Origin of the sequence: Pseudomonas sp. KD5, assembly GCF_012932895.1 — a bacterium.
GTDB lineage: Bacteria > Pseudomonadota > Gammaproteobacteria > Pseudomonadales > Pseudomonadaceae > Aquipseudomonas.
The window spans coordinates 700,613-723,399 of sequence record NZ_JDWJ01000001.1 but is presented as its reverse complement, the minus strand read 5'-3'; the positions used below and the strand labels follow the sequence as shown (position 1 = coordinate 723,399).

At 56.9% G+C, this 22,787-nt stretch carries 22 protein-coding genes and 2 pseudogenes; 11 read left to right on the top strand and 13 right to left on the bottom strand.

Annotation, left to right across the window (positions count from 1 at the left end; all coding sequences use genetic code 11):
- Nucleotides 1-5 precede the first annotated feature (5 nt).
- Nucleotides 6-1,532, bottom strand: coding sequence for an MFS transporter (locus AF70_RS03220; RefSeq protein WP_028941344.1), 1,527 nt, complete (start codon nucleotides 1,530-1,532; stop codon nucleotides 6-8).
- Between the two features lie 193 nt (nucleotides 1,533-1,725).
- Here AF70_RS03220 and AF70_RS03215 point away from each other — a divergent pair, with 193 nt between their 5' ends.
- Together AF70_RS03215 and AF70_RS03210 are read left to right on the top strand one after the other, a co-directional pair.
- Nucleotides 1,726-2,586, top strand: coding sequence for a LysR family transcriptional regulator (locus AF70_RS03215; protein WP_019580185.1), 861 nt, complete (start codon nucleotides 1,726-1,728; stop codon nucleotides 2,584-2,586).
- 208 nt (nucleotides 2,587-2,794) lie between these two features.
- On the top strand, nucleotides 2,795-3,409 hold the full coding sequence (locus tag AF70_RS03210) for a LysE family translocator (RefSeq protein WP_019580184.1): 615 nt from the start codon (nucleotides 2,795-2,797) through the stop codon (nucleotides 3,407-3,409).
- Nucleotides 3,410-3,442: 33 nt separating this feature from the next.
- Here AF70_RS03210 and AF70_RS03205 read toward each other — a convergent pair whose 3' ends face one another.
- Nucleotides 3,443-4,327, bottom strand: coding sequence for a LysR family transcriptional regulator (locus AF70_RS03205; RefSeq protein WP_028941343.1), 885 nt, complete (start codon nucleotides 4,325-4,327; stop codon nucleotides 3,443-3,445).
- 114 nt (nucleotides 4,328-4,441) lie between these two features.
- Between AF70_RS03205 and argC the strand changes: the two genes are divergently transcribed.
- Complete coding sequence (gene argC, locus AF70_RS03200; RefSeq protein WP_028941342.1) at nucleotides 4,442-5,371, top strand: N-acetyl-gamma-glutamyl-phosphate reductase; 930 nt, start codon at nucleotides 4,442-4,444, stop codon at nucleotides 5,369-5,371.
- 123 nt (nucleotides 5,372-5,494) lie between these two features.
- Here the strand turns inward: argC and AF70_RS03195 are convergent, their stop codons facing one another.
- Nucleotides 5,495-6,286, bottom strand: coding sequence for a response regulator transcription factor (locus AF70_RS03195; protein ID WP_028941341.1), 792 nt, complete (start codon nucleotides 6,284-6,286; stop codon nucleotides 5,495-5,497).
- A gap of 138 nt (nucleotides 6,287-6,424) precedes the next feature.
- Here AF70_RS03195 and AF70_RS03190 point away from each other — a divergent pair, with 138 nt between their 5' ends.
- Both AF70_RS03190 and tssI read left to right on the top strand, forming a co-directional pair.
- On the top strand, nucleotides 6,425-7,528 hold the full coding sequence (locus AF70_RS03190) for a polyamine ABC transporter substrate-binding protein (protein WP_018925631.1): 1,104 nt from the start codon (nucleotides 6,425-6,427) through the stop codon (nucleotides 7,526-7,528).
- A gap of 245 nt (nucleotides 7,529-7,773) precedes the next feature.
- Nucleotides 7,774-9,068, top strand: a pseudogene (gene tssI, locus AF70_RS03185) (type VI secretion system tip protein TssI/VgrG).
- A gap of 67 nt (nucleotides 9,069-9,135) precedes the next feature.
- Here tssI and AF70_RS03180 read toward each other — a convergent pair.
- Nucleotides 9,136-9,831: a tRNA (adenine(22)-N(1))-methyltransferase TrmK gene (locus AF70_RS03180; protein WP_028941340.1), complete on the bottom strand. Its 696-nt coding sequence runs from the start codon at nucleotides 9,829-9,831 to the stop codon at nucleotides 9,136-9,138.
- A gap of 181 nt (nucleotides 9,832-10,012) precedes the next feature.
- Nucleotides 10,013-10,369, bottom strand: a complete 357-nt coding sequence (locus AF70_RS03175) for a VOC family protein (protein WP_018925628.1) — start codon at nucleotides 10,367-10,369, stop codon at nucleotides 10,013-10,015.
- A 153-nt stretch (nucleotides 10,370-10,522) separates the two neighbouring features.
- Here AF70_RS03175 and AF70_RS03170 point away from each other — a divergent pair, with 153 nt between their 5' ends.
- Nucleotides 10,523-10,975: a thiol-disulfide oxidoreductase DCC family protein gene (locus tag AF70_RS03170; RefSeq protein WP_026331787.1), complete on the top strand. Its 453-nt coding sequence runs from the start codon at nucleotides 10,523-10,525 to the stop codon at nucleotides 10,973-10,975.
- 86 nt (nucleotides 10,976-11,061) lie between these two features.
- Here the strand turns inward: AF70_RS03170 and AF70_RS03165 are convergent, their stop codons facing one another.
- From AF70_RS03165 to AF70_RS03155, 3 genes are all read right to left on the bottom strand, one after another.
- Nucleotides 11,062-11,553 carry a DUF2269 domain-containing protein gene (locus tag AF70_RS03165; protein ID WP_018925626.1) on the bottom strand — a complete coding sequence of 164 codons (492 nt, stop codon included), beginning with the start codon at nucleotides 11,551-11,553 and terminating at the stop codon, nucleotides 11,062-11,064.
- Between the two features lies 1 nt (nucleotide 11,554).
- Nucleotides 11,555-12,682, bottom strand: coding sequence for a saccharopine dehydrogenase family protein (locus AF70_RS03160; RefSeq protein WP_028941339.1), 1,128 nt, complete (start codon nucleotides 12,680-12,682; stop codon nucleotides 11,555-11,557).
- Between the two features lie 82 nt (nucleotides 12,683-12,764).
- Complete coding sequence (locus AF70_RS03155) at nucleotides 12,765-13,349, bottom strand: DUF4157 domain-containing protein (RefSeq protein ID WP_028941338.1); 585 nt, start codon at nucleotides 13,347-13,349, stop codon at nucleotides 12,765-12,767.
- Nucleotides 13,350-13,649: 300 nt separating this feature from the next.
- Here AF70_RS03155 and AF70_RS03150 point away from each other — a divergent pair, with 300 nt between their 5' ends.
- From AF70_RS03150 to AF70_RS29745, 3 genes are read left to right on the top strand one after another with little or no spacing between them, the layout of a single operon-like run.
- Nucleotides 13,650-14,519 carry a GyrI-like domain-containing protein gene (locus AF70_RS03150; RefSeq protein WP_028941337.1) on the top strand — a complete coding sequence of 290 codons (870 nt, stop codon included), beginning with the start codon at nucleotides 13,650-13,652 and terminating at the stop codon, nucleotides 14,517-14,519.
- Between the two features lie 46 nt (nucleotides 14,520-14,565).
- Nucleotides 14,566-14,688 (top strand): hypothetical protein, encoded by a 123-nt coding sequence (locus AF70_RS29750; RefSeq protein ID WP_019580173.1) that lies wholly within the window; start codon nucleotides 14,566-14,568, stop codon nucleotides 14,686-14,688.
- Nucleotides 14,689-14,943, top strand: a complete 255-nt coding sequence (locus AF70_RS29745) for a hypothetical protein (RefSeq protein ID WP_081625740.1) — start codon at nucleotides 14,689-14,691, stop codon at nucleotides 14,941-14,943.
- A gap of 36 nt (nucleotides 14,944-14,979) precedes the next feature.
- Here the strand turns inward: AF70_RS29745 and AF70_RS03145 are convergent.
- A pseudogene (locus AF70_RS03145) lies at nucleotides 14,980-15,438 on the bottom strand (VOC family protein); the annotation flags it as partial.
- A 205-nt stretch (nucleotides 15,439-15,643) separates the two neighbouring features.
- On the opposite strand from AF70_RS03145, the gene AF70_RS03140 reads away from it, so the two are divergent.
- Both AF70_RS03140 and AF70_RS03135 read left to right on the top strand, forming a co-directional pair.
- A complete protein-coding gene (locus tag AF70_RS03140) occupies nucleotides 15,644-16,708 on the top strand; it encodes an alpha/beta fold hydrolase (protein WP_028941335.1) in 1,065 nt (354 codons plus the stop codon).
- A 159-nt stretch (nucleotides 16,709-16,867) separates the two neighbouring features.
- On the top strand, nucleotides 16,868-17,179 hold the full coding sequence (locus tag AF70_RS03135) for a hypothetical protein (RefSeq protein ID WP_081791092.1): 312 nt from the start codon (nucleotides 16,868-16,870) through the stop codon (nucleotides 17,177-17,179).
- Nucleotides 17,180-17,191: 12 nt separating this feature from the next.
- On the opposite strand, the gene AF70_RS03130 is transcribed toward AF70_RS03135, so the two are convergent.
- The 4 genes from AF70_RS03130 to AF70_RS03115 form a co-directional block, all read right to left on the bottom strand.
- Entirely contained in the window at nucleotides 17,192-18,511 is a 1,320-nt protein-coding gene (locus AF70_RS03130; protein WP_028941334.1) for an outer membrane protein transport protein, read from the bottom strand.
- 161 nt (nucleotides 18,512-18,672) lie between these two features.
- Complete coding sequence (locus AF70_RS03125) at nucleotides 18,673-20,574, bottom strand: acyl-CoA synthetase (protein ID WP_028941333.1); 1,902 nt, start codon at nucleotides 20,572-20,574, stop codon at nucleotides 18,673-18,675.
- Complete coding sequence (locus AF70_RS03120) at nucleotides 20,574-21,530, bottom strand: fumarylacetoacetate hydrolase family protein (protein WP_028941332.1); 957 nt, start codon at nucleotides 21,528-21,530, stop codon at nucleotides 20,574-20,576. The genes AF70_RS03125 and AF70_RS03120 overlap by 1 nt, the downstream gene beginning before the upstream one ends.
- A gap of 82 nt (nucleotides 21,531-21,612) precedes the next feature.
- The gene (locus AF70_RS03115) at nucleotides 21,613-22,704 is read right to left on the bottom strand and encodes a VOC family protein (RefSeq protein WP_028941331.1); all 1,092 of its coding nucleotides are present in this window, start codon (nucleotides 22,702-22,704) and stop codon (nucleotides 21,613-21,615) included.
- Between the last annotated feature and the right edge of the window lie 83 nt (nucleotides 22,705-22,787).

Genomic DNA, 22,787 nt, shown 5'->3' with positions numbered 1-22,787 from the left:
GACAGTCAGCGCTGAGAATGAACGGCTTTGCTCGAACGAAAGACCAGGTAACTTGCCACCACCAGCACCCATGCAGCAATACCGCCATACAGCATCACCCAGCCAAACCCATGCGCCAAAGCTGCGTTGGCGACATCGACCGGAATCGTGATCCCTTGGCCAGTCGGCACCAACACGGCAGAGTTGCCGGCCGAAATATTCTCCGCCAGCCATCTCAGTTGCCCATCATCGGGCGAGCCAGACAACTGGTTGCGCAGGGAAGACAGGATACCTTCCACCAAGATGAATCCCATCAGCGCGATATTAATTGCAAGGCTGATCATGCGAGCGCTGATATCGATGCCCGATGCCATGCCGGCACGTTCACTGGGCACCGATCCGGTGGTGGTATTGGTCACAGGCGTATTGGTCAGCCCCAGTCCGACTCCGGCGATCAGGCAGCCTGGAAGCATCGTCAGCCAGCTGGCGTGCGCGACACTACTGCCCCATTTCATCAGCAGGAACCCCAAACCTATGGTGAACAAACCTGCGGGAATCACCACGTCAGGTCGATAGCGCAGCGCCAGCCGTTCACCTAACGGGGGAACAACCAGCGTCGGCAGCGTATAGGCCAGCAGTGCCAGACCGGTGCCGACACTGGCGTAGCCCAGGCTATTTTGAAAGTACAGCGGCAGGTAAATCATGAACGGCCAGAAGCTGAAGTTCATACCTGCCGACCCTAGCAAGGCACCCGAGAAGCGACGGATGCGCAATACCGAGAAGTCGAACATGGGATCGACATAGCGTCGCTGCGCAACGACAAAGACGATGAAGCTGAGCATTGCCACAACCAGGCTGGTGATGGCCGAACCACTGGAAAAACCCTCCCCCGCGCCCTGAGTGATGAACCAGGAAAGGCCTAACACTGCCAGCGACAACGAAATAATGCCCAACACATCCAGCCTGCGACGCTGCGGATCACGTGACTCATCGACACCGGCGATCACCAGCACCAGCGCGAGCACGGCAATGGGCGCATGCACCAGAAACACCCATTCCCAACTCGACAACGCCACGATAACGGCGCCGATTATCGGGCCAAACCCCAAACCGATACCGAACACGATTCCCCAGGCACTGAACGCTTTCCCGCGCGCAGCTCCCGTCTGAAATCGGTGAGACAGCACGGCCACCTGACAGATCAGCATGGCACCACCGGACATACCTTGCAGGAATCGGTTTGCAACCAACACATTGGCGCTTTGCGCCCATCCACAGCCCAGTGAGGTCATGCCGAAAAGCACCAGGCTGATGACAAACACTCGCTTGCGTCCATACCGATCCGCCAGTGTGCCGGTGGCCATCAGCACCGTGGTGCAGGCGATGGTGTAGGCATTCATGATCCACTGCATATCTTTAAAATCGCTGTGCAGAACCGATTCAAGAGTGGGCAGGATTGCCGGCACGCTCGAGATTTCCAGGCCGAACATCAGCGACGCCAAACACACGGCGGCGATGGTGAAAATATCCTTCTGCGACGGAGAGAACTGCATCGTGATCTTCCAGATCAAGTTGATGGGCACTGGCAAGACCGCTCTGCACGCAGTCAGGGGTAGAGACGCGATAGCCTCGCCAGCGTCACCGGGCACAAGTCCAAGTGAGCGGCCGCATTCTGGAAGTAATTAAAAAATGACAGAAATGATTTAATTTCGTAAGTTTTATTAATATTCGTCATGAGTTGACTAAATGGACTTCGACCCAGCTCTGTTGCGTGCTTTTGTCGCGATCAAGGACACCGGTAGTTTCACTCGTGCCGCAGAGCGGCTGCACTTGAGCCAGTCAGCGATCAGTCATCAGATCCGGCGTTTGGAAGAACAGGCCGGAACCACGCTATTGGTACGCACCACCCGACGTTTGACGCTGACGGAAGATGGTGAAGATTTTCTGCGCCATGCCGAACAAATCCTCAAAGCACAAGATGCCCTCTCCCGACGTTTCGAAGCGTCGTCGGTATCCGGGGCCGTGCGCTTCGGTGTGCCAGAAAACTTTATCGGCGAGGGCCTGCCGCCGTTACTGTCTCGGTTCGCCAGACAATTTCCCGCCGTACGCCTGGATGTAACCGTCGGCACCTACCTCGATCTGCGCGCGCTGGTTGATGCCGACGGGCTCGATCTGGCCGTGGTCATGGCATTGCCGGGCAGCCAGGCCGGCGGTACCGTACTGCGCGAAACCCGGTTCGTCTGGGCCGCGGCGCAGAGTTTCGATTTTACTGGCGATGCCCCTTTGCCACTGGCGTTTGCCCCGGCGCCCTGCTTGCACCGCCAGGTGGCCGTAGATGCGTTGGAGAGCTCCACCGTGGATTGGCGGGTCGCCTTTACCTCTCCAAGTCAACAAGGACTGCGAGCGGCGGTATTGGCGGGGCTTGCCGTCACCGCCCTACCGCTGGGCGATCTAGAGCCTGGCATGGTGGTCATTGACGGCCAATATGGCCTGCCACCGCTGCTGGATGCTGATTTCAGACTGATATGGAGCGTCACGGGAAAGACCCCCGCGGCCAATGCATTTGGACAACTGCTGGTGGAGATGTCTGAGTCATCATCGATCTAGAACAAGCTGGCTGCCATTGGCACTCCAGAGTAAGTGCCCTGTTGATTGCGAAGGGTTGCTTTGAGTCCAGAATGTGTAAAAAGCCCCTAATCTCGAGAGCCCTGTGTAAAACTCTTGTCTCGATGGACGTTGAGGTCACGAGCGACCTTGCTCCTGGAACATCTTATTTGCGTGACGAACACCGTCCACAGGACTCGCGAGGAAGCACATGATCGATGGTTCCGCCGTTTTGACAGTCTTTTTGGTCTACCTGGCCGGTGTCGTTATCCCAGGGCCAAATTTCGTTGCAGTGGTCCATAAAGCGGTGGCTGCTACACGGTCAGAAGCTCTGGCCTTGGTAGCGGGCATCGTACTGGTCAATCTGTTCTGGTCCACCTGTGCAATTGCAGGTCTCGGGGTTGTATTTGCTGCGCTCCCTTGGGCTGCGCTTGTTGTAAAAGTTCTGGGCGCCGCCTACCTGATGTGGTTCGGATTCCGACTGCTGATCAACGCGGGGAAGAATGCGCTTGGCCCGCTAAATGATGCCGTCGCCGGTAGTTGCCGGCAGTCCTTCATTCAGGGGGTGGTTACCAACATCGGCAACCCCAAGTCCATGGCCTTCTATGCCGCTGTTTTTTCAGCAGCAGCCCCCGCCCACGTTTCACCAGGCACGTTTTTGTCGATGCTGGCAGTTGTAGTGGTGGTTTCAATGACCTGGTATGGAATGGTCGCAATCACTCTTTCGCAACCCAAGATTGCGTCCGCGTATCAAGGGAGGAAAAAAGCTATCGACCGACTGTGCGGCGGTTTGATTTTATCTTTGGGAGTCCGCCAGTTGGTTTAGCAATCCCACGATTGATTCGCCTGACAAAATCCCCTACCCCGCACTCAATTCCCACAACACATCCAGCACATGTTGCGTAGGCCGTTCGATGTCTCGACTACGGTGGGCAATACCCAGTTGCCGCCACAATAAAGGCTTTAATGGCCGCATGACGATCCTGGTATCGGGCAATGGCGTGGAGGCTTCATGCGGCAACAACGTCGCACCATAGCCAGCCGCCACCAGGCTTTTGATCGCATCGTTGTAGTTCAGTTGAATACGCGGCGCAGGCTGCGGCCCACCACTGGCGAACCACTCCGCAGTCAAACGCGAAAGACGTGTGGTGTTGTCATTCAGAATCAATGGCTGAGTGGACAGCCAGTCGGGGGTCACAACCTCCGGGGATTCCCAGCGAGCCGGCAGGAAGGCCATGACCGGGTCCCGTCGCCATGGCTCGATCCGCAAGCCCTTCACCGGGGACTGCGGCAGCGCGACCAAACCGATCTCCAAAGCGCCCTCGGCAAGCTTCTTCAAAGTTTCCTGCGACGTGAGCACCGCGACCTGCACATCGATAGCGGGATGGCGCTGGCTCAACGTCTCCAAAGCGTGCGGCATCAACTGTGCGATGGCCCCTGTGGAGGCGCCTAGCCGCACACGCCCGGCCAATCCCTGTACCTGACGTTCCACGTCCTCAAGCGCCTGCTCCGCATCCGCCAACAGGCGCCGCGCACGCTCCACCAGTGTGTTCCCAATCGCCGAAGGCTGAACGCGCCCACGCGTGCGCGACAACAGCTTGCCGCCCACACGCGCCTCCAGGTCGGCGATATGCAAACTGACCGTGGGTGGCGCAAGGTGCAGCGCACGGGCCGCCTCGGCAAACGAACCCAGGTCGGCAATCGCCACCAACGTGCGCAGACGGTCCAGGCTGATTTCGCGCATGAGTGACTCCTCGTTCAGAAAAACTGAATTTCATCGTTTATAAATTCAACTTTTCCTATCTTAGCGCCTCACTGAAGATTGGAACTCCTGATTTCCAACGTCCGAGAGCATTCCATGGCAAGTCCCCTTGTATTCATCGATGGCGACCAAGGCACCACCGGGTTGCAAATCCATCAACGCCTACGCGATCGGAGCGATCTGCGGCTTATCACACTCAGCCCCGAATATCGCAAGGATCCGCAACGTCGCGCCGAAGCCATCAATAACTGCGACATCGCGATTCTCTGCTTGCCCGACCAAGCCGCGCGCGACGCTGTAGCAACCATCGAAAACCCCGCCGTGCGGGTGATCGATGCCAGTTCGGCGCACCGTACCCATCCAGATTGGACCTATGGTTTCGCGGAGATGAATCCGCAGCAGAGCCAACGCATCGCCGCCGCACGACGGGTCAGCAATCCCGGTTGCTATCCAACGGGGGCGATAGGATTGCTGCGCCCTTTACTGGAGGCCGGATTACTGCCCAAGGATTTCCCGATGAACATTCATGCCGTGTCGGGTTATTCCGGGAAAGGACGTGTCGGGGTGGAAGAGCATGAGGGAGAAGGCGCAGCACAGGCGTCGGCGTTTCAGGTCTATGGGCTGGGGCTGGCACACAAACATATTCCGGAGATTCAACAACAAAGCGGTCTGACGGAGCGGCCGATGTTTGTGCCGGCCTATGGCGCTTTTCGGCAGGGGATCGTACTGACCATCCCCTTGCAAACCCGGTTGTTGGCGCCAGGTGTGAGTGCGGTGCAGTTGCATGCGTGTCTGATGCGGCACTACGCCGATGCGAGCCATGTACAGGTGATGTCGATGCTGGAGGCTAAAGGGCTGACGTCCCTTGATCCTCAGGCACTTAACGGGACTGATGATGTGCGACTGTCAGTGTTTGAGAATGATGAGACGGGGCAGGTTTTGTTGGCTGCGGTGTTTGACAATCTTGGGAAGGGAGCAGCTGGAGCAGCAGTGCAGAATCTGGATTTGATGCTTGCAGGAACGTGACTCCGATTACCCGCGCGAATTAGCGTGATGCCCTCATCCCGAGCCAGAATTAGAGGTCAGGCCAGGTTCGCGCCTGAAGCCGTGAGCCCATTTAACGGTAATATCCAGACTAAAACACCGACTTCAACTTGTAGAGAAAACATCTTGTTTGGGCATAAAGAATCGAGCAAACAGCTCGGATTGTGACTTGATATTTAATTTGGCATAAATATTGCGACGATGAACCTTTATCGTTTCCACCGAGAGGGAAAGTTTTCCGGCTATCTCTTTATTAGAGAAGCCACTGAGCAACAATCTGAGCACATCGCTTTCGCGCGCTGTTATTTGCGTGCCAAGCTGGGTAATCGTTTCTGGCCATAGAGGTGGCTCAGCGAGATTTTTCTCTACATCATTTTCAAAACACATGCGCTGATGCATTAATGCAGTCACCCACGGCTTGATAATATCAAGCATTGTTATTTGCTCTTGATCAAAACGGACTTTGCTACCAATGGAAATGCATAACGTTCTATCGGCATCGAGCTGAACATTGTACTGGGCTTCATCCACAGAGATATATTGCGCAAAATATTGATGATAATACTCAGTTTCAAGAAAGTATTCCGGCGCAATATCCAGCAAATGAAAGAAACCGCTCTGGGGGTTTTCTCGATTAGCTATATAAAATGGATCCAGCAGGTAAAGCCCCTTCACATAGCGATGAGTGAACGCGTCCACCTCTTCGACATCTGCGACCTCAGGAAGACTAACAACTTGCACTTGTTGATTGCTAAAGATCAATACAACCCAATTATCGATTTGCACGTATTCGTTTAATATACGAACAAGCGAACTCCAGAATTCTGGACGGTTCAACTGCATGATCAGTTTCCCAATCGATCGGTGCCAAGCCAGGCTATGAAGGTCGAACGGCATTTTCTACCCCTTTTGGGTTAGGGATTCGTAGGTCAGAGGTAAGTATTCGTAGGTATTTACTATTTGGTAACGCCCGGTATATTCGCTACCAGGACTTACGATGGCCATGAGGGCACATCGTCTTGACAAGGATGTTGCATGAGAAAATCACGTTTGCGAACCATTTTTTCGGCCTCGCTTCTCTGTGCTGGGATGAGCACATCAGTGGGAGCTGTAGAGCCTGGGGTGCATCTGTACAACTGGTTCGGGCTTCTCGCACCGGAGACCCCAAAGGAGTTTGAGCAGGCAACCGGCACCAGAGTGCATATGGATGCTTTCGACAGCGCCGAAATCATGCAGAGCAAGGTAATGGCTGGGCGCACGGGGTATGACGTGGTTGTGGCCACCTCCAATGTGTTGCCAAGCCTGATCCAGGCGGGAGTACTTCAGCCGCTGGATCGTAATCAACTGAGTAATTTGTCCCATATCGATCCTGATATTTTGTCCCAGGTCGCGGTCAATGATCCTGGTAATCGCTACGCCGTGCCCTATCTATGGGGCACTACCGGCATTGGCTATGACGTTGACAAAGTCAAAGCGGCATTGGGTGATAATGCTCCGGTGAATAGCTGGGATTTGATCTTCAAAGAAGAAAATATCAGCAAGCTCCAGTCGTGTGGTGTGGCAATGCTTGACTCTCCAAGTGAGATCATTTCGATTGCTTTGCATTACCTTGGGCTCCCCAGCAACAGCAGGAACCCGGATGATTACCAGAAAGCTCAAGCCCTACTGTTAAAAATCCGTCCCTACGTCCTCTATTTCGACTCATCCCGAATTGACGCTGACCTGGCTGACGGCAATATTTGTGCAGTCGTGGGATGGGCTAATGGTGCCCTTGCCGCGCAGGCCATAAACGAGAAGACCAACACTGGACGCAAGATTACCTACAGCCTTCCTCGCGAAGGAGCGCTGGTCTGGTCGGAAAATCTGGTTCTTCTAAAAGACGCGCCCCACCCAAAGGAAGGTATGGCGTTTATTAATTATATGTTGCGACCAGAAGTTATTGCCAAGACCTCAAACCACACTCTCTACCCTAACGCTAATAAAGATGCCGCTGAGTTTGTCGAGCAGAAGTTGCGAGACAACCCCTGGATTTATCCAGACAAAAAGACTATTGCCACACTTATCCCACTTGAGCCATTGCCATTGAAGCTGGAGCGAATCCGCACACGGATTTGGACCAAAGTGAAGAGTGGTGTGTGATCTGACTTGATTTGTCACCTGTTGCTCTATGCATGTCTTTGTTTTATACGCGGACATGCTGTGAGCAGCAGGCTGAGGCTATTTATGTCCGGACAGTAAGACGCAAACGCTGATATACGGGGGCGCCAAATTAGTGGGTTAGTGCCTGTTATAGGCTCTTGCCCTGAGCTGGACTTACCCGGCTTCCTGACATTGACATCTGCGACAGCGCCGATTCAACTCCTTATGCAAGAAGAGAACAGTGGATGTTCAGCCCAGCCAATCAGACGCCTTTCAGTTTGACATCGACGGTTTTGCGCACGATTTTCAAGTACTCGCATTTACCGGAGATGAGGCGATCAGCAGGCCTTATCTCTTCAACGTGGAGCTTGTTAGCGAGCGGTCTGACCTGGATCTCGAAAGCCTCTTCGACGTAGAGGCTTTTCTGACCTTCGACACGAAAGGCAGCGGCATCCATGGACGGATCTATCACATCGCCCAAAGCGGTAATGCTCAGCGTTTGACGCGCTACAATCTGGCCCTCGTACCGCACCTGTCCTACTTGCGCCACCGCATCAACCAGAGGATCTATCAACAGTTCTCGGTGCCGAAAATCGTCGCCTTGATACTGGAAGAACACGGGATTGTGGGTGACGCTTATCGGCTTCATCTGGGGTCGACCTACCCCGAGCGTGACTACTGTACCCAGTACGATGAAACGGATTTGCACTTTATTCAGCGCTTGTGCGAAGAAGAAGGTATCCACTTCCACTTCCAACACAGCGCTCAAGGCCACGTGCTGGTCTTTGGCGATGATCAGGCAGCTTTTCCCAGGATTGGGCAACCCACTGCTTATGGACAAGAGAGCGATAGAGTGGCCAACGAGCCACTGATCAAGCGCTTCAACCTACGCCTGGGGAGAAACGAGCAACAGCCAGGCATGGAAAACGATATCAAGCTGAAGCCTTTCACAAGCCATGAGCACGGCAAGCAGATAAGTCTGCGTGCTATGGAGCGCCGCCACGCGGCTTATCGTCAAGCTGAAGGGCAAGGTGACCAGACCCGGTTAGTCAGTGGCCATGTTCTGGAGATCTCTGGCCACCCGCGCCAGGAATGGAACGACCTATGGTTACTGACTCAGGTCATCCACGAAGGCAAGCAACCACAGGTATTGAGCGAGAACGTCGCCAGAAGCAACACTGACAACGAGGATGACTTTCATCAGGGTTACCGCAACCGCTTTATCGTTCTCCCGTGGGACGTGTCCTATCGCCCGCCTTTGGCTCACAAGAAACCTCAGGCAACAAGCAACCACACCGCTGTGGTCATCGCTCTGGAAGACGAGGAGATCCAGGGTGATAGGCGCCTCGGAAGGGTCAAGGTCAAGTTCCCCTGGGACCGCGAAGGTAGATTTGACGACAAGAGTTGTTGTTGGCTGAGGGGGACTTCCAATTGGAGTTGTGAAATGACGCCCCCCCGAACGGGCATGGAAGTCATGGTTACATTTCTCGAAAACGACCCCGACCAACCGCTGATCAGCGGTTGCCTGTGCTGCCGCTAACCGCAAGCCCTATAAGAGCAGCAACCGTCAGGTTGAAATTTGCCCCTGCAATTACTTAGTCAAGGGCTCAAGCCAGCAGGTCGGTGATCCACCGGGCCTGCCGGGCGACGTCCTGCACCTTCTCCTCGGGCACGGCCTGCCGCGCCTTGGCGAAGTTGCTCAGGGTCCGCTGCTTCTCGCGCAACAGGCGCTGCCACTTGATCAGGAATGCCGGGCTGCGTGCCTGCATCTGCAGCGGACCGAAATACAGCTCCTCGGCGGTGTACATCACCGGCCCGGTGCGCTCGGCGACGATGATTTCGTAGTCGAAGCGGTTTTCCCGTAGCACTTCCTCGCAGAGGATGCAGTAACCATTTTCCATCAGCCATTGGCGCAGTGGCTGCTCGCCGCCGTTGGGTTGAAGGATCAGGCGCTCCTGCCCGCTCAGACGTGCCTTGCCGCTGTCGAGAATGTCGCGGATCGTCTCGCCGCCCATGCCGCAGATGCTGATCACCGTGATCCCGTCTCCCGGCTCGATTGCCGTCAGGCCATCGGCCAGGCGCACGGTGATCCACTGGTCCAGGTCGTTCTCGCGCACGGTGCGTTCGGCCGAACGAAACGGCGTCAATGCCACCTCGCCGGCCACCGCCGCCACGATGGCGCCACGACGCATCAATGCCACAGGCAGGTAGCCGTGATCCGAGCCGATATCGGCCAGGCGCGCACCTGCTGGCACATGTGCCGTCACGCGTTCCAGGCGCATGGACAATGTCTGTTGGTTCAACTGCTGCCCCTTTTCACCACGAACGTCCGGCACCTTTGACCGGATCGGCCCGCGATTCTGGCGAGCAACGCTGTGCATTTCAAATTTATGTGACCAGGGTCATGGCTCGACCCGCACCTACCGCTTGAGTATCGGCCCAAAGCAAACCCTGGTAATGGACCGCTTTGGGCCGACCTGAGACCTACTGCTGAGCTGTCCAAACGGCCAGTTCATAGCCATCCGGATCAATGAAGTGGAATCTGCTTCCACCAGGGAACGAGAATATTTCGCGGGTGATAACAGCGCCCAAGGCTTTGAGCCGTTGCTGCGCCTCATCGAGATCATCCGAGTACAAAATGATCAAAGGGCCACCGGGTCGAACCGGCTCTCCCGTAGTGAAGCCACCGGTAAGGCGGCCATCACTGAATTCCGTATAGGTTGGGCCGTAGTCGACGAATGTCCAGCCGAACGCACTGCCGTAGAAAGCTTTGCTGCGAGCAATGTCGTCGACATTAAATTCAATATTGTCGATCTGCCGGTCTTTACCACGCACACTCATGGATGCCTCCTTGGCTGATTTCAAAGGATCAATGATAACGCATTGGCTATTGCGGCTGCCGGCAAGGAGCAGCCCCCCCTTCGGCCAAATGCAGACTTTAACGCTGGCACGCGGTTATGATCCGGATAATCAGATTCCCTTGGACCCACGCTTATGCCCACCTCGCAAGTCCGCCCCTCACCCGCGCCGCTGCTCAAACCAGGAGAAACGGTGGTCTTGTTCGACGGTGTCTGCAAGCTGTGCAATGGCTGGGCGAGGTTTTTGATTCGCCATGACCGCCAGCGGCGCGTGCGGTTGGCGGCGGTTCAGTCACCCGAGGGGCAGGCTCTGCTCGCGTGGGCAGGTTTGCCCGTGGATCAATTCGACACCATGGCGGTGATCCGCGACCGACACTACTGGGAGCGTTCGGATGCATTTTTCGAAGTCATCGCCCAGTTGCCCGCACTCTGGCGCCCAGTGAACTTGTTGCGCATCTTCCCTCGCATGCTTCGAGATTGGGCATACGACCGCATTGCGCTTAATCGTTATCGGCTCTTCGGGAAATACGACACGTGCCTGCTGCCGGATCCTGATCATGAACAGCGCTTTTTGAAAGCGCCCCTATGAACGCCCTCACCCGCATTAACTGGACCGCCTCGCGTTCACGTTTGGCAGAGGCCTTGAACACCAAAGTCTTGAGCCAACCGATCCTGTTACCCCAATAGCCCAACCAGTTGCACCGGCGTCATCTTCGTCACCATCATCAGCACAATCACAAACATCCCGACAAAACCGACCACCCCCATCCACCACCATTTTTTGTACACGGATCGGTATTCATCATCGAGTCCGCTGCCAGCCTCAACTGCGCACGACGCCATCAGGTACAGCCGCTTCTGCAACACCAGCACCGGCAGCCAAAGCGAACCCACGCAGAAGAAGATAATCAACGAAGTCAGTACCCACTCCGTGGTCATGGGTAGTCCGGAGAGCCTCATCAGCAGGTAGCCCGTGATGATCTGAACAAAGCCTGCCGGCGTGGTAATCCAGGTGTCGAAGCGCACGACCATTCGGGCCACATGCGCGATCACTTGAGGGTTGGCCGTGCGGCTGGCAGCGATCAGGTAGAGGTAGGAGCCCATGCCGAATCCGAACAGGAAAATCGCGGCAATGATGTGGAGGTACTTCAGGCACAGATAGAGCATGTCAGCGCGGCTCCTCAGAGAACTGCACAGACAGGCTCAAATTGTCAGGGTCGTTGATCGCTGCCATGTATTCATCGACGGTAATTTCACCCACGCAAGCCCTGGCACCGGGTTGCGGCACATAGCCCTGGGCCATTTTTGCGGCCAAGGCTACGGATGCGCAGCTTGGAATTTGCGGTCCCTTGTCATTCATGGCCGTCAGTTGCACGGTCATAGCCAGCGGTTCCCCATCAACTCCCCTGCCCTGAACGTCGATGTACATCGCGCTTTTGCCATCGCCGAAGCGTTCGAACCGGGTCCCCAGCCGATGCAGTCTGGCGGCCCAAAGGGCGTGGTCGCGAACCAGCCCGATCTTCAACGCCTGAGCCAGCAGATAGTTGGCGACACCACCCAGCTTCAAGCCCGCGCCGGCCTTGAAGCTCAGGGTTAGCGCGCCATAGCGGCTGGCGAAAATATCCATGTCCGGCACATCGACATTGGCCAGCACGCGAGTGCCCAGATGCGGCATCTTGCGCAGCGTCAGATCCTGCCAACCCGACACTTCATGCACCTTGCCATTCTTGAGTTGCCTGATCGGTTTACCTGCGTAGGCGAGTACGCCTTCGACGGTCGACAATCCCGGCATCTTCGCCGAAGAGGAAATGCCATGCTCGATCGAATCGATACGACTGAAGCGATAGCGCTGCTGATCGATGATGGCTGACGCAAGCGTCGGTACCGAACTGCAGCCACTGAGGATCGCCACTGCGGCCTGTTTCGCCTGGGCATCGAGTACGCCAATGCCGTTGACGAAAGTTCGACAGTCAGACAGGTCGCAGTAGTTCACGCCAGCCTCGATGCAACTCTCGGCGACCGCATAGGATTGCCCCTGAAACGGGCCGCCAGTATGGATGACCAACTGGATGTCCATCGAGCGCAAAACGGATTTGAACTCAGTGCCCATGGCATTGCCGTACCAACTTTCGGCGACAGTGCCCGATTGGCTTTTCAACTCATCGACTTTGCTCTGCAACTTGTGTGGATCGCGACCCGAAATCACCAGTTCCACATCTGGCATCACCGCCAAATGCCTGCAAACGATGCTACCGAAGTTTCCGTAGCCACCGACCACCATCACCCTGAACACCATTCAACTCTTCCCTAACTGACAGGCTGCTTTCAGCCAATAATGACCGCTTTGTGCCTGTAATGTCAGGCGGCTTCGCTACCCTTCATTGAGTCCCTCCCCGCACCGACCGTCGAACTTCAGCCTGTATGGCATAAGCCGGCGCCTCCACAGCATTGAAATCTTGTGTATAGCGCTGGGCAAATCCTTCTACCCCCCATTCCCGAAACTGCTGCACGTGCTTCAGTTCGTGAGCCCAGAGCGCGATGTCCTGTTCTGCGGTTTGAGCATCCCGGAAGAGGATGATGTCGATCAGCGTCACGGCACCGACATCGGGGTTTTGCAGCATGGTAGTGGCGGCGCTGAATTGGCCGTTATCGCTCACTTTGTAGTGCGCGGCATCGAGGACGCTGGGGTCGTACCAGCGCAGCAGTTGCTCCCGGATGTGCGGTGGAATGGGTTGGATCTCGGCGCTGGCTGCTTCAGCGCGGGCTTGGGTCAGCCACAGCGCCAGGGCAGGTGCCGCGACCTGGTAGACGCCATCAGGCATCTGCCCCAGATCTGGCAGGCAGATGCAGCCGTTCAGGCACACTTGTTTCTCGCCAGGTGGGCAGGCGTTAGTCTGGGCTTGTACTACAAGAGTCAGGCCAAGAACAGACAGCGCCACCAGGCATGTGATGATGGGCGGCATTGGGCCCTCCAGAGACGGAAGCAGCGCGAACAGCGGATCACAATTGATCGATGACCCGCATAACTTTAGCGCATCCCTGTCGGGTCTCTTCTCGATGATTGCCTGGGGGGGGGGGGAATTGCTGCCCTCACAACGACAGCAACAGTCGATCAGAAGTGATCGGACTGGATATACGGTGTCTCATGGTGGAAGAGATCACATTGGCCAACCCAAAACGTACCTTGAGCAAACGCGGCTAGGCACGTTTACACCGCTATAGTCGATTCTATTGCCGACCGTACCTCCAGGAGCCTTTTCCCAGTGTCTGACATGCCGAGCAACTTCGCCTACACAAAACGCTTCAACGCCGTACTCGCCTACATCGATGCCAATCTTGAAGGTGACCTGTCGGTGAAGACGTTGAGTCATGTGGCGAACTTTTCGGTGTTTCACTTCCATCGACAATTCAGCGCGTTCGCAGGTGTGCCGGTCTCACGTTATGTGCAACTGATGCGGCTACGACGCGCGGCACATCGCCTGGCCGCCCTCGCTGATCACTCGGTACTGGACGCCGCACTCGGTGCCGGCTTTGAAAGCCCCGAGGCATTTTGCAGGGCGTTCAGGCGGGCGTTCGGTATGACGCCGAGTGCGTTCAGGAAGGAACCGAACTGGCAGGTCTGGAATGCGGTATTCGCAATCCCTCATTTTTCCAGGACTATCATCATGCAAGTACGAATCGTGGAGTTCCCTGAAGTCCGGGTCGCAGCGCTTGAGCACTGCGGACCACCCGGGCTCGTCAATGAGAGCGTGCGCAAGTTCATCGAGTGGCGCATGCAGAGCGGACAGTCGCCGGTGGCATCGAGTCGCACCTTTGGCATTCCCTATGGCAACCCCGACACGACACCTGCACAAGCATTCCGCTTCGCCATCTGCGGCGAGATTCACGAGGCTGTGGCGCCGAATGAGTTCGGTGTGCGCGAGATCGTCATTCCTGGTGGTCGCTGCGTCGTGGTGCGACACGTGGGGTCACCGGATCACATCGGCGAAACGATCTATCCGATTTACCGCGATTGGCTTCCTGCCAGTGGCGAGGAACTCCGTGACCACCCGCTGTTCTTCAATTACCTGAGCGTCTATCCCGAGACGCCGCAGGATCAATGGCAGACTGACGTGTATGTTCCGCTGCAATAGCGGAGCAAGCAGCTATCGAGGTATTCCTGTAGCGACCGGTGTACGCATGTATGCCAATGAAATCCTGCCCACCGACCCTGCTGGCGACGTACTGGTCAGCATCGAGGCGCAGGTCAACGACGGTATCGGCCCGCAACGCACCCTCTCTACACTGATCATCAAGACCTGACTGGAGACACACACATCCGAAATTACCCAACTGCTCATTGCCCTGGTGCTGTTCTTTCTGCTCGATCGGTTTCTCAAACCGTATCTGCTGCGCAAGTGGCTAGGGGTGGTGCTGGTGGCGGCTGGTGCGGTCGGCTGCGTTGCTGCAAGCCAGATCCGTTTATTGGGGTTTGATCTGGGGTTGCTGTCGATCTTTGCCGTGGCGCTCGGGGTGGGGTTGTTCCTGAAGCGGCGGCGGTTCGAGCAGATTGACTGAAGGGACGTAGGGATGTATCGCTACCAGGGATAAATCCTCCTCAGCAAATGCCTCCTTGATAAATGCCTCCAGCTCTTTCTCTTCAAGCAACTCAATAGAAAAATGCCCGAAGCGTTTCGGTAACCAGAGTATGCGTGTCCCACTTGGCGACTGGAGGTTATCGCGAGACAGCGGTTTGCCGTTCTCATCTTCCGGCTGGACGCCTGCGTCGATCAATTCGTCGTAGGCTGCCTCGATGTCCGGTGTGGAATAGCAGTGCCGGTAGATGGTGCCTTCGCCGTTGGCGTCCATCAGAGCCTTGAGATTTCCGGTAAACGGTTGCACCAGCATAAGGCGCTCCGTGCCGAACATGACGATCGCATAGCGCACATGCAAACCGTCGCGCTGCCAATCAAGTGTCTTTGAAATTTTGGCACTGAAGACACGGGCGTAATACCTGCACGCTTCCTCAAGGTCTTTGACGAGAACATCCACATGGCTGAACTTTAATTTCAATGGCCCCACCTTTTTCAGATATGCGACTTGATACCGAGATCTCTCCCTATGTATCACAGTGTGTCTGATTAGCCTCTCGATACATGGCTTTTCACTTGGCCTGCGATTCGACACAGACCAGATACGTCGCCGCGTTCAAATGCAAACAAGGTTTCGAGGGGCTCAGTCAGAACCCCTGGCCAACGGCTTGCAACGGAGACATCACATGAAGATGGCACTGCAGAACAAAACCGGAAAAACCCGCCACCGCCTGGTCGGCTCGTCGATCCTCGCGTTTACCCTGTTCGGCGTTCTCGGTGCGGCCCACGCACAAACGACCGCCGCGGCGCAGCCAACCTCGGTCAATGCTGGTGCCACTCATGCAACACCCTCCCCATTCGGCCCGCTCAAGCATGTCAACGCCGGCCTGCTCAACGTGGCATACGCCGAAACAGGCCCGGCGGACGGGCCGGTGGTGATTCTTCTGCACGGCTGGCCGTACGACATTCACAGCTATGACGAGGTCGCCCCTTTGCTTTCCGCAAAGGGCTATCGAGTGCTGATGCCGTATGCGCGTGGCTATGGCGATACGCATTTTCTGTCCGATAAAACCGTTCGTAATGGCCAACCGGCTGCGCTGGCCAGTGACGTCATCGACTTCATGGATGCGCTGAAGATCAAACAAGCCGTGCTCGGTGGTTACGATTGGGGCGCACGCTCGGCCGACATCGTCTCGGCGCTGTGGCCAGAACGGGTCAAGGCGCTGGTCTCGGTCAGCGGGTATCTGATCGGCAATCAGGCGGCCGGCAAGAACCCGCTGCCACCCAAGGCTGAATTGCAGTGGTGGTATCAGTTTTACTTCGCCACCGATCGCGGTCGCGCCGGGTACGAGAAAAACACCCACGACTTCGCCAAGTTGATATGGCAACTGGCTTCGCCGAAATGGGCGTTCGACGACGCCACTTTCGACCGCAGCGCCAAGGCGCTGGAAAACCCCGACCATGTCGACATCACCGTGTTCAACTACCGCTGGCGCCTGGGCCTGGTCCAGGGCGAGAGCCGATACGAAGCGCTGGAGCAGAAACTGGCCACGGCGCCTTCCATCAGCGTGCCGACCATCACCCTTGAAGGCGATGCCAACGGCGCGCCGCACCCCGCCCCCGAGGATTACGCCAAGCGCTTCACCGGCAAATACGAGTTCCGGCTGATCAGCGGCGGCATCGGCCACAACCTGCCGCAGGAAGATCCGCAGGCGTTCGCCAAGGCTGTGATTGATGCGGATCACCTTTGAGGTGATCTGACATCCATGCACTTGCCCCGCTGAACACCCTCACAACAACGGCTCGTTTATTTAACGAGCCGTTTTAACCAAGGCAGGCGCAACACCGTCTAATCTGAATAGAACACGACCACAAACACGCCTCCAGCCTCTTGATACAGGGGAACCGGGATGATCGGCAAAACAGCACGCCAATGTTCGTCATGGATCCTCCCTTCCCTGCTCGTCATCAACCTGGCCCTGACCGCGGGCTGTGCGGGCAAAACTTCCACGGCCCGCTACTCGGCCTCAAGTGCAGACTCAAGCGCAGGCTCAAGTTGCTATGCAAAAGCGCTACCCACTGCTGGCGAGGGCGGCCTGGCCTGGGGCTCCACCCTGGACATGGCTCGCCAAAAGTCCATGGATAATTGCGTACGCTATGCCGGCCAATCCGGTGGCACGCCGACGACCTGTCATGTGGTGATGGCGGAGTGCAAAAACTGATAGGAGCGGCAATTAATACCGATAGGTCGCCTGCACTGAAATTCCATTCGCACTGTTTTCGTAATGGGCACTGTATTCCGGTTGAAGACCGGAATCGTTCGAGTGTTTTACGGAAGCTTTTGAATCCCAGAGATAACCATAGGCAAAGTCGATCGTCAGATCGGGGTTCGGCAAATAAGCGCCGCCCAGAGTCACCGCCTGGCGATTGCCGACCGGAACGCGCACGCTGCGATCGGCATTTCCAACAGGCGCCGGGTCATAGGCATAGCCTGCGCGTATCAGCCATTGCGGGTTCAATTGATAGGAGGCGCCAACCGCGGTGGACCATGTGTCGTGCCAGTTCATTTGTTCGGCCACATTCCCCAGGCCGGCAGCCTGGCCCATGGCGGAAACACCGCTGTTGATTGCCTCGACCTTCTGGATCCGGCTCCAGCGTGTCCAGGTGGTCCCCAGGTATCCGGTCCAGCGACTATTGAAATGATGGGTGATGGACGTGTCCACTTTTTCGGGCATCGTCAGATCTATCCGGGTGTCATAGTTTCCATCCAGCGGGATAACGCTCGGGGAGCCGGAAACCTCGGTATGCCCTTTGAGGTGATAGCTCACCTTCGAGTGATAAGTCACCCCCCAACGGGTGGCCTCACTAAAGTCAACCAGGAGGCCGACGTTGTAGCCAACGGCCGTGTCATCGCCCTTGATGGTGACCAGAGTGTCCTGGCCGTTGTTCAGAGCGCCGGTTGCCATGTAGTTCTGAAGCTTTGCATCGAAATGGTTCAGGGTCGGTCCGCCACCAATGGACACATAATCATTGATCCGATAGGCCAGTGTGGGCTGCAGGGTTATCTCTTTGGTGGTGCTATAGGAACCATGGTAACGCCCCTGAAAAGTGCTCTCGTAGTCATTGATCAGACCACTCGGCGCATACAGGCCCAGCCCCATCGAAAAACGATCATCAAGCGGTGTCGACAGATAGGCGAAGGGTACAACCCCCAAAGGGACCGAATCCCCCTTGTTCGTTCCCGTGGCACTGCTCTGCGCATCACTGATGTCATCGCTTACCGAGACAATTGCGGCCCCGCCGGAAATCTCACTACGCCGCAACTTGGTCAGGCCTGCGGGGTTTCCGTAAATGGTGCTGGCGTCCAGCGCGGATGACGACCGTCCCGCATAAGCAGTTCCCGCACTGCTTGCACTTTGTTCGTTGAGACCAATGCCATTGGCGCCGACAATGGTCGAGGCGCTGAGCAGTGCCATGGCACTGGCGAACTTAATCCAGACAGCACACTTTCGCTGAACAGAAAGACACGGGATCACACGGCTATTCAGTTTCATTTTCCACCTCTGTTTATTGTTTTTGTTGATTGCACGCAGGCAAGGCTTCGCCTTCCTGTGAACTTTTCAGCACCGGTTGGAGTTGATCGAAGTTGTGTAAAAAACCCTGGCGGAACAGCGCCAGGGCATGGCTGCTGGACTGACAGATGCGAATCAGAGACTCAAGTAAGCCACTCGATCTGGAAGCTGTAGTGTCCCAAGAGCGGCGCCAGGATTTCCTGGTCGGCTCCGGCCCGGATGCAGGCGACAGGCCCACGACGAGTGTCCTGCACGACCTCGACAGCAATATCCGAAAGCCCCAGGCGCCCCGCTTCCTGCTGGACGACTCTGGCAATCTCCCGCTGCTGCAAAGCGGGTTTGAATATCTTGCCCACGGCCGTCAGTGGCAATGCTTCGAGGATTTCGATGCGCTTGGGAACGGCCGCCCGCTCACTGATGTGGAGATGGGCGAACGCCTCCAGCTCTTCGGCCTTGCAAACTTGCCCGGGGCGCAACTGAACGTAGGCCACCGGCACCTCCCCCGAGTAGACGTCGGGGCTGCCGATTGCCGCGGCCAGGGCGACGGCGGGATGCGCCTGCAGAACCTCTTCGATTTGCTTGGGATCGATGTTGTGGCCGCCGCGAATGATCAACTCCTTCTTGCGCCCGGTCAGCCAGAAGTAACCCTGCGCATCCTGGCGACCCAGATCACCCGTATTCAGCCAGCGCTGACCGTCGATATCGACCCAGAGACCCTGGTTATGACGCTCCTCCAGATAGCCATCGAAGAGGTTCGGACCACTGATCGTGATGAGCCCGATTTCATCCACGTTGGCATCGCGCAGGTATTCACCCGCGTCATTGAGCACGACCGAGCGCATATTCTGGTAGGCGATCCGTATCCCGATGGAGCCGATGCGGCGCTCGCCATGGGGCGGATTGATTGAGGAAACGCAGGCGCCCTCGGTAAGACCGTAACCTTCAAGGATCTTTAACCCGGTCCGGCGCTCGAACTCTCGCAGAAGCTCAGCCGGCATGGGCGCCGCGCCACACATTGCGTAGCGAAGACTGGACAGGTCGCGCCCCTGCCATTCATTTTGCAGAAGTGCGGCATAGACCGTTGGCACGCCGGAAAAGAAGTTGATACCGAAGTGCTCGACCATCTCCCAGAATCGCGGGATCACCCCCTCGCCACGATACCCTTGAGGCGTCCCGAGAATCACATGGTCGCCTTGGGTCCAAGGCATCAGGCCAGTCACCATTTGTCCATTGACATGAAACAGCGGCAGGCCACAAAAGATAACCTGGCCACTCGTGCGTGGCTGCATGTGAGCGGCCATGGCCCATGCATTGAATACTTCCGAGCCATGGGTTCGCGCGGCGATCTTGGGGAGCCCGGTGGTGCCGCCCGTACAGATGTAGGAAGAGCACTCATCCTGGCGGATTTGTCGACCGCTGATCAGGTGTGTGTGCGGCTGAGTATTCATCAGCGATAGCCAATCGTGGATCGCGATACCGTTGTGTAAGTCTCGCTCCTTCAGTGCCATGGCTTGCAGGATCCCGCACACCGGTTCGGCGACATAGGGCTCCATGCTGACCCAAACGACAGACCTGAGCGCAGGTAACTGATCCAGCTGCGAAGCCAGTTTGGGCCACAGATCGCTACCCGGGGTCGGTGCGAGCGTTACCACCACGGAGGCCTTCGCGGCATTCAGCAAGCCAGCCATCTGCTTGGCTTCGAGCAGAGGATTGATCGCCATGACGATGCCAGCCGCCTCCCCGCCCCATATGGTGAAATGGGTTTCCGGCAGGTTGGGCAGGATGAAGGCAAGCACCTCGCCCGGTTTGATGCCCAGGTCATGGAAGGCATTCGCCGCGCGGGTGATATCCGCGAAGAGCTGGGAGTAGTTCCACTCGCAGGTGCGCTTGAAATCGGCGGCATTGGCGAAGAAGCTCAGCGCCGGCGCCCGGGGGGTGCACTTGGCGGCCTGCCGCAGCGCTTCATAAGTGCTGGATGCCAGGCCACGCTCCGACAAGGGGACTCGTTCGAGACTTTCGATGTCACTCAGGGTCTGCACCGTCATCAGGCTTCCTCCACGACACGGTTACGTTGCACGCCGAGGTCGATCACACCATCAGCGCTGCGAATGCGCGCCTCGACCACATCACCCGGCTTGAGATACTGCGTCCGGCTTTCCTGCGCCTTAAGGAACAGCTTCCACTTGGTAGCTTCTGGCATCAGGGCCGCAATGCGCTGTTTGGCCGGCGAAGGAACGGTCAGCGCACAGCCGGCGGGTGTACCGGTGGCGATCAGGTCTCCAACGGCGAGGTCTTGCACGGCAGAGAGTTCGGTAAGGGTTTCGGCGGGGCCGTAAACCAGGTTGGCCGTGCTGTCGTTCTGGCGCACCTGGTCGTTGACCGTCAGGCGCAACTGCAATGCCTTGAGGTAAGGCATGCTCTTGGCATCCAGAAGGCAGAGGTACGGGCCGACCGGGCCAAATGTGCGGAAGCTCTTGCCCTTGTAGAACTGCATCTGAGGGATCTGAATGTCACGAGCCGAGTAGTCATTGACGATGACGACGCCTGCGATGAACTCATGCAGATTGGCGTCGGTAACAGCCACCGCGCCGGTGATTGCGCGTTTCATCACCAGCCCCAGTTCGATCTCGTAATCAAGGAAGCGCACGGTGCGCGGCTTGATCAGGTCGCTGTCCGCCGCCACCAGGCAACTGGTCGCCTTGGTGAAGATCATGTTGAATTTCTTCGCATCCGGGTCCATGCCCGACTCGATCATGTGCTGACGGTAATTGGCGCCCTGGCAGACGAACTGCTGGTTACGGGTGATCGGCGACAGCAGTTTCACTTCGCCCTCCGCAAACTCCGTACCTTTTATTTGAGCGAGGTCGTCGAGGCTGTTCTGGCGAATGAAGTCACCGGTGGTTTCAAAAACACCGGGGACAACCGTGATACGGCCCTGGCGTAGCACGCCCCAGTGGATACCGTTCTGAAATTCAAAGCGGACTACGTGTACAGCAGACATTGAAGGTACTCCTGGAGCAGCGTTTGTCCCGCCCGCGGCGGCGCGAGATCTGTGGTGTTGTTCTGTGGAAAGGCTGGCAGCCCTACCCGAACATCCGCATGAGTGTTACCAGCTTGCGAAGGGTCAGGTCGGGGCTGCGTCGCAGGTTCCGGATCAGCGCACGCAGCTTGCTCAAACTCATCCTGGGTTTTGTAAAGCTCTTGGGCATGCGCTGCCCCCACTGCGCCATTGCCTCGGGGCTTACGGGATGAATACCCGTAGGCTGTGCGGCCGTGAACACATCCCCGTCGCAGTAATGCTCGTGCTTATCGCCCCAAGGGTCTTGCCAGTAATCGAAGATCTGACTGCCCAGAATGTGCCGGCCAATGCCCCATGAGTGCTCCCAACCGCGCTCGCGCAGGACGCGCTGCCCCATTCCCACCGCATCGGCATCGACAACCTCATAGGCGCTATGGCTATAGGTGGCCATGAACCCTTGCGCTATCGCGAGCGTATGGTGAGCCGCGGGAACTTCACCGAGGTCAAGGCGCATGAAAGTGACGATAGGTGTGCCATCGGGGAGCACCTGCACATCGCTGGGAATGAACCCGAAATGCTTGGTGTACCAGGCACAGGTCGCCTGGTAGTCCGCCACTTCGATGACGATGTGACCGAGTCTGAGTACTTCAGGGGGAGCGATCGGCGGACGCTGCGTGGCGTTGATTCGCGGTTGCTCGTGCGCCAGATTCCAGGGAAGAGGCGCTCTGTGCACCAGCGTTTTACCTGGAATCTGCTCGCAAACAGCTTCCACGATGAAACCGGAAGGATCGGTCAGCCTGACGTAATACCCGCCACCAGGATGTTCCGATTTTTCTACCGGTGAGGCGCCTGGGATGCGCGTCAGTTTTTGCAGATCCTTAAGCGACTCGACGGCCAGTGCGAACCCGACAAAACGTGCCTGTTCTGCACGATGGACTCGGTAGCAGTACGCAGTGGGGTCGGTGGCGCGCAGATAAAGCGTATCGGCGTCCTGCTGACTGACTGTCAGGCCGAAATCGGTCAAAAACCGCGCCGCCTCGTTCAAGTCCGGCCGCTGAAAGATCAGGTGAGTCAGCCCCTGGGCCTTCACCGTCGGCTGCGGATGCCGGGCGGGTTGTTGCGTTGCCAACCGATGCAATTGGTTTTTGTTGTTCATTGTTCTTGTTTTCCGGTTTTTTAGGGTAAAGCCGTCCCCGCGCCCCTGAAAATCCAGAGGCGTTTAGTTGAATCGGCTTACGA